At 59.2% G+C, this 4,284-nt stretch carries 2 protein-coding genes; one reads left to right on the forward strand and one right to left on the reverse strand.

The window, feature by feature from the left end; genetic code table 11:
* Positions 1-550: 550 nt before the first annotated feature.
* Complete coding sequence (locus tag SGJ19_11455) at positions 551-1,630, reverse strand: hypothetical protein (GenBank protein MDZ4780860.1); 1,080 nt, start codon at positions 1,628-1,630, stop codon at positions 551-553.
* 419 nt (positions 1,631-2,049) lie between these two features.
* Between SGJ19_11455 and SGJ19_11460 the strand changes: the two genes are divergently transcribed.
* Positions 2,050-4,284: arylsulfatase (locus tag SGJ19_11460; GenBank protein MDZ4780861.1), on the forward strand; the 2,235-nt coding region annotated here is incomplete at its 3' end.

A 4,284-nucleotide genomic window follows, 5' to 3' on the forward strand; every position in this document is an offset into this window, starting at 1 on the left:
CACTCCTTGCTTCACAGCGAAATTCGTACGCGTCGGTCGGGTCGTTCGCGCCAACGACTATTCGGTACTACGGAAGTTAATATTGCTGGGGCTGGGCAAAGCTCATTTGCGGTGCCGAGTACGCGGACATGGTTCCGGCCGCTTAAGCGGGCCGAACACTCCTCTGGTCCGGTAGGTCGAAGGCTAGTGGAAAGCGAGAGTTAGCACCGGACAATTTCGACCGGGCACTTCAGAACTGCCCAACTGCTACACCGCCGCGACAGATGGGGCGCGCCCTTGGCGGCTATCGCCAGATGTGCGGGCCACATCACGACGTTTGAGAGTTAGACAAAAGGTTCTAGGCGCTCGTGCATTGCTCATTGAGCTCGGCACAACTCCTTCGAGCTGGCCACGTGTTCAGCCAGCGCTGATATCCGCGCCAGTCCATCTCCCTACTTAAGTGCAGGGAACGATGACGGCAGTAACGCATCAAGTGACTAACGGCGCCAAATGAATGACGCTGATGGCAGGTGGACTCGACCGGTCCGCTCTCATACGCTTACCGCCGCGGCTACCAGCGGTACGAGCCGTAGTTGTCGTAGTAGGTGCGATTCAGCGAGTTTTCGTGGGCTTGGCGCTGATACTGCACTTCCTGCCGAATCGCCTGCGCTTGCAGGTCGCGACCTTGAGCGGCCGCTTTCGATTGTTCAGTGGCGGCGGCCTGTTGCTGATTGAGTTGTTCGAGCTTTTCCTTGAGCTGCTGCGCGGTCATATGCACGACGTCGGGGCGCATTTTGTCCCACTGGTCCTTGCTGACGACGCGCACGGCCAGGTACTGCGCGAGCCAGGTGCGGGCATCTTCACCTTCCTTCGACAGCAGGATGGCCACCTTGTCCCGCATATCGTCGAGGAAGTCTTGCAGATCCGCCGCGGTCATGTTCGCAATTTTCGAATCGACTTGAGCCTTGATGCTTGCGATTTCCGACGGGCTGTAGATCTTCTGCACGGATAACCATTCATGCAGCGAGCGGCGGACCTCGCGCCATTCCTTGCTACTGAGAATTTTCTGTTTGGCGGGATCGGACGAGACTTCGGCGGCTTCGTCGAACGGCGCAGCCGTCGCGGGAGCGAGCTGCAGCGCGAATTTCAGCACGGAAGTCTTGGCGGCGCCGCCGTTCGCCGACGATGCGGACGTGAGCGTGAAGCCTTGCGAAGTGATGTCGCTATAGGTGTTTTTGGACTTCCATTGCTCGCCGCTTTTGGCAACGCCGGTGGTGTTGAAGACCCAGTTCTTGTCAGCGGCGGTGATCGCGCCTTCCGCGTGGCTGCCGTCCGAGTCGAACGACCAGACCTTGACGACTTTCGACGCAGCATCGTAACCGAATCGTTGGCCAACGCTGTGCAACGTGCGGCCGTCGCGTTCAACATACACGTGGCGAATCAAAAAGCGTCTGCCGGCGTCCCATTCACAGACGGAGCGCACTTGAGTCCCGTCGGATTCGGCGGTCCATTCGCCGACGAGCCAATCCAACTCGTCGACGGGACTCGCCAACGCGGCGGGAGCGGGCGCCTGCGCGTACAACGGCGCGGTCAATAAATTGAATGCGAGACAAAACATCCCAGCGCCAGCGAGGGATCGGAAGGTTGGCATATCATGCTCCGCTGAAGGGAAAGTCGTTTGCTCAGTCGCGCCAGCGAATGACCGGTGAGCGAGCTGGCCGCATTGTAATTCACGGCACGAAACCAGGATAGCAAGCGGCAATATCATCTCCGCGCGCGGTATGGCCTCATCCAAGCTTAGCATGCGATGTGCAACGCGTATCTGTGCGGAAGTCGTTGAAATCGCGTTTGGTTAGTGGGAAGTGATCCATAAAATCCCCAAAAAGTGCCGGTAGGCGACGTTTTTCGTAGTCGACGGTCAAGTGAAGTGCTATCCTGCCATGGCGTCTATGCCATGCTACCTTAGCACTTCGGTTGTCGCCGCACGTCCGCGGCAAACTTGTCGGCGTCGTTCAATCCGAGCGTGCTAGATCGCCATCCATCTCTCGACCCAAGGCACGAGCTACCACCATGCGCAGGACAACCTTAATTCACGCGGCGATCGTCGTGATCCTAGGCGGCTGTCTGGGCTATGCCGCGGCGCCGGCGGCGACTCCGCAAGTCGAGACCGGCGCGCCCGGCGCGACGGCGACAATTGACGGCCAGCAACTGCCTGCGCCAAATCCGAAGTTTGGCGGCGTGATCAAGGACGGCGCCCTGCAATCGAAACCGTGGTGGGCGCCGCGCATTGTGCCGCCGCAGGGCGCGCCGAACGTGTTGCTGATCATGACGGACGACTCCGGCTTTGGCGTTCCGAGCACCTTTGGCGGCGTCGTCCCAACGCCGGCGATGGATCGGATTGCGCAGAGCGGTTTGCAATACAACCAAATCTGCTCGACGGCGCTCTGCTCGCCGACCCGCGCCGCGTTGCTCACTGGGCGCAACCATCACACCGCCGGCTTTGGAGTGATTTCGGAACAAGCCACCGGATATCCCGGATATGACAGCATCATCACCCGGGACAAGGTAACGATTGGCCGCGTGCTAAAGGAAAACGGCTATGCGACCTCCTGGTTTGGCAAGAACCATAACACGCCGTCATTCGCCGCGAGTGAAGCCGGGCCCTTCGATCAATGGCCGACGGGAATGGGCTTCGAGTATTTCTACGGTTTCAACGGCGGCGACGCCAATCAGTGGGAACCGAATTTGTTTCGCAACACGACGCAGATCTACCCCTTTGCAGGTAAGCCAGGTTGGAATCTGACGACAGCCATGGCCGACGACGCGATCGATCATCTGCATAAGTTGAACCAGATCGATCCCGGCAAACCGTTTTTCGTCAAGTTCACGCCCGGCGGCACGCATGCGCCGCACCATCCGACCAAGGAGTGGGTCGAAAAAGTTCGCGCGATGCACCTCTTTGACGACGGTTGGAACAAGGTCCGCGAGACTATCTTCGCTAATCAGAAGCGACTCGGCGTGATTCCCCAAAACACCGAGTTGCCGCCGTGGCCTCAGGATGTCTTGAAGCCCTGGGATCAATGCTCGCCGGAGGAAAAGAAGCTGTTCATCAGGCAGGCCGAGATTTTCGCCGCTTATTCGGCCTACACCGACCACGAAATCGGTCGCGTCATTCAGGCGGTGGAGGACATCGGCAAACTCGAAAACACGCTGATCATCTACATCAATGGCGACAACGGCACCAGCGCCGAAGGCGGGCCGCTGGGGACGCCCAACGAAGTCGCGTTCTTCAACGGCGTGAGCGTGCCGGTCGAGGTGCAGCTGGCGAAATACTACGAAGACTGGGGCACCGAAAAGACCTACAACCACATGTCGGCCGGATGGTCCTGGGCCTTTGATACGCCGTTTAGTTGGTTCAAGCAAAACGCCTCGCGACTCGGCGGCATTCGTCAAGGAATGTGCATCTCCTGGCCGGCGCGGATCAAGGAGAAGGGCGCATTGCGCGAGCAGTTCGTACATGTCATCGACGTCATGCCAACGATCCTCGAAGCGTGCGGCATCTCGGCGCCCGAGGAAGTCGATGGCATCCCGCAAGCGCCGCTTGATGGCATCAGTTTCGCGTACACGTTTGACGCGCAGAACGCGAAAGCGCCGTCGCAGCACACGACGCAGTATTTCGAGATGATGGGCCAATACGCCCTTTATCACGAGGGCTGGCTGCTCAGTACCAAGGTGGACCGTGCACCGTGGGACGCCTACAGTGCGGCCAACACCGACCCGTTGAATAACAACGTGTTGGAGCTTTACGACCTGACGACGGACTTCAACCAGACCAAGGATTTGGCCGCCAAACATCCTGACAAAGTCCAAGAGATGAAGCAGAAGTTCATCGAGGAAGCCCGCCAGCACCATGTCTTCCCGCTGGACGCTTCGGTGGCCGCCCGCATCATCGCGCCGCGCCCAAATATCACCGCTGGTCGCACGGAGTTCGTTTACACACGGCCGATGACCGGCTTGCCGCAAGGCGACTCGCCGCTGTTGCTCAATTGTTCCTACACGATTTCCGCCGACATTGAAGTGCCTGAGGGGGGCGCCGAGGGCATGATCCTGACCTCCGGCGGGCGTTTCGCAGGCTACGGCTTCTATCTGCTGAAGGGCAAACCGGTGTTCCTGTGGAATCTGGTCGACCTGAACCGCATCAAGTGGGAAGGGCCCGAGGCGCTTTCGCCCGGCAAGCACACGATCGAGTTCGATTTTAAGTACGCCGGCAAAGGCGTGGGCACGCTCGCTTACAATAGCTTTAGC

Source organism: Planctomycetia bacterium, assembly GCA_034440135.1.
Taxonomy (GTDB): Bacteria; Planctomycetota; Planctomycetia; order Pirellulales; family JALHLM01; genus JALHLM01.